Genomic DNA, 2771 nt, shown 5'->3' with positions numbered 1-2771 from the left:
ATTGAGTTGAGGAAAGCCACTATTGAGTTGAGGAAAGCCACTATTGAGTTGAGGAAAGCCGCTATTGAGTTAAGGAAAGCCACTATTGAGTTGAGGAAAGCCGCTATTGAGTTGAGGAAAGCCACTATTGAGTTGAGGAAAGCCACTATTGAGTTGAGGAAAGCCACTATTGAGTTGAGGAAAGCCACTATTGAGTTGAGGAAAGCCGCTTCAAGGTTCGTTTTTGTGTGGTGCGATCGCCTAATTATAAAAACTCATTGCCAGCCAAGCAATCCCCGAAAAGAGCGATCGCTCTTCGATGCGATTTTTCATGATTAGATGCAGAGTGCGCTGAAGTAACGACAGAACTTGCAGAAGTTAGAGAAAGTTATTGCGAGGGATTGGATAGAAGTACAATAAGCAGCCAGAAAAGAAACTCAGCAATTATGAATCAAAATCTTGGCGCTGCAACTATCTCTATCATCATTCCGACTCTCAATGAAGCCGCAAATATTAAAGATACGTTAGCTACTACCCAACCGAGTACAAATACAGAAGTAATTGTGGTAGATGGCGGCTCTCAAGATGACACTGTAGCAATAGCGCAGTCATTAGGTGTCAAAGTTATCTCGTCATCTCTTGGGCGGGCGGTGCAGATTAACGCGGGTGCTGTAGCTGCTAACGGTGAGATTCTGCTGTTTCTCCACGCAGATACCCGTTTACCTCCTGGCTTTGATGCCATGATTCGCACTGCACTGCAACAATCAAGAACAGTTGCGGGTGCGTTTAACTTGCGGATTGATGCATCGGGTTGGGGTATCAGACTGGTGGAATGGGGAGTAAATTGGCGATCGCATTTTTTGCAAATGCCTTATGGCGATCAAGCAATTTTCATTACCAAAGAGGTATTTCAGCAAATTGGCAGTTTTCCTGAATTGCCAATTATGGAAGACTTTGAACTCATACGCCGTTTAAAATCTAACGGTAGAATCGCGATTATTACAGAACCAGTTGTCACCTCAGCCCGTCGATGGTTGCGTAAGGGAATTTTTCAAACTACCTTGATTAATCAAATAGTAATTGTCGCTTATTTACTGGGAGTATCACCTGAGCGAATTCGTAGCTGGTATCGCCAAGAAAAATTTAGGAAGAATTAAGCTGATTCTCATGGAAGTGGAATATCTTGGTTGAAGATAGCAAGACGGTGAACAGTAAACAGGCTGGCAACTGAAAATGCACAAGCGTAAATTATATACTAAACTCAGGCTTTTACTATTAAGTTGTCTAGTTGCCACGCTTATAATTACGAGCAAACATCTGAACATTCAAGAACTTTTATATACCACAGTGATGTGGGTAAATAATCTTGGTTATTTTGGTCCCATTGCTTTCATAGCGATTTATAACTTAGCTACCTTATTGTTTATACCAGGTTCTATTTTAACGTTAAAAGGAGGTTGTCTATTTGGCGTTTTTTGGGGGTCTATTTATGTAATAATTGCGGCAACTATTGGAGCTACTTTAGCATTTTTAATTGGGCGTTATCTATCACGGGATTGGGTGGCTCAACAACTTGACAAACATCCTAAATTTAAAGCAATTGATTTAGCAGTTGCTAAAGAAGGATGGAAAATTGTGCTGCTGACTCGACTCTCCCCTATCTTTCCCTTTAACTTATTAAATTACGCTTTTGGGGTGACACAAGTTTCACTTAAAGATTATATCTTAGGTTCTATCGGTATTATTCCGGGTACTGTGATGTATGTTTACATCGGCTCTTTAGCTAGTAATCTTGCCATGCTGAATACGCCTCATCAACCAGCGAATACCCAAGCTCAAGTAGGAGAATGGGTAATACAAATGATGGGGTGTATTGCTACAGTTGCCGTGACTATCTATGTTACAAGAGTTGCTCAGAAAGCTCTCAAAGAAAGTGTAGCGACAGCCGAAATAAATCATGATACAAAGAACCACAATTAAGCAGCTTTTCCAACCACTTACCTATTTCTTCCTTGGCGGTTCGTCCAAGAAGAGCAGATATTTTCAGCGTGTAAAAAAAGTAATTGTATTAACATTGCTGCTACTAAATATCGTCTTCTTATCTAATACAGACCTAGCCCAAGCATCTACTACTACAAATACCTTTAACCCCCAAGAAACTTTAAAAGACGCTTTGCAATGGATTGATAGCCTTGGTTCTCTAGGAGCTATAGCTTTTATTGCACTTTATATTATTGCCACCGTCGCTTTTTTACCAGGCTCTATTTTGACTTTAGGATCTGGTGTTGTTTTTGGTGTAGTTTGGGGTTCTGTATATGTATTTATAGGTGCAACTTTAGGAGCGACTGCGGCTTTTTTAGTTGGACGTTATTTAGCAAGAGGCTGGGTTGCCCGTAAAATAGCAGATAACAAAAAATTCGCCGCAATTGATAACGCTGTCGGTAAAGCTGGATTAAAAATTGTGCTGTTAACGCGACTTTCGCCAATATTTCCGTTTAATTTATTGAACTACGCTTTTGGGATTACAAGAGTTTCTCTCAAAGACTACTTTATTGGCTCTGTGGGCATGATTCCGGGAACAATCATGTATGTGTACATTGGTTCTTTGGCTGGGAATCTAGCTCGAATTGGTACTGAAGCTCAACCTACCAACCCCACTGTGCAATGGGCAATTCGGATTATTGGTTTTATTGCTACTGTCGCCGTCACAATTTATATCACCCGGATAGCAAGGAAAGCTTTAGAGGATGAAGTAATTAATAATTAGGGCTTACGCAAAAGTCACGGAATTT

The 2771-nt window shown here is 40.6% G+C and carries 3 protein-coding genes and 1 pseudogene; 3 read left to right on the top strand and 1 reads right to left on the bottom strand.

What is annotated here, in order from left to right; genetic code table 11:
* Positions 1-69: 69 nt before the first annotated feature.
* Positions 70-174: pseudogene (locus BV372_RS38480) on the bottom strand (hypothetical protein); the annotation flags it as partial.
* Between the two features lie 251 nt (positions 175-425).
* Here BV372_RS38480 and BV372_RS29815 point away from each other — a divergent pair.
* The 3 genes from BV372_RS29815 (at position 426) to BV372_RS29805 (ending at position 2746) form a co-directional block, all read left to right on the top strand.
* Entirely contained in the window at positions 426-1136 is a 711-nt protein-coding gene (locus tag BV372_RS29815) for a TIGR04283 family arsenosugar biosynthesis glycosyltransferase (protein WP_086690358.1), read from the top strand.
* 76 nt (positions 1137-1212) lie between these two features.
* On the top strand, positions 1213-1959 hold the full coding sequence (locus tag BV372_RS29810) for a TVP38/TMEM64 family protein (RefSeq protein WP_086690356.1): 747 nt from the start codon (positions 1213-1215) through the stop codon (positions 1957-1959).
* Positions 1940-2746, top strand: coding sequence for a TVP38/TMEM64 family protein (locus BV372_RS29805; RefSeq protein ID WP_373270818.1), 807 nt, complete (start codon positions 1940-1942; stop codon positions 2744-2746). The genes BV372_RS29810 and BV372_RS29805 overlap by 20 nt, the downstream gene beginning before the upstream one ends.
* Positions 2747-2771: the final 25 nt, after the last annotated feature.

The organism is Nostoc sp. T09 (genome assembly GCF_002154695.1).
Classification (GTDB): Bacteria; Cyanobacteriota; Cyanobacteriia; order Cyanobacteriales; family Nostocaceae; genus Aulosira.
The sequence above is the reverse complement of the archived record's forward strand: the minus strand, read 5'-3'. Positions and strand labels throughout refer to the sequence as shown.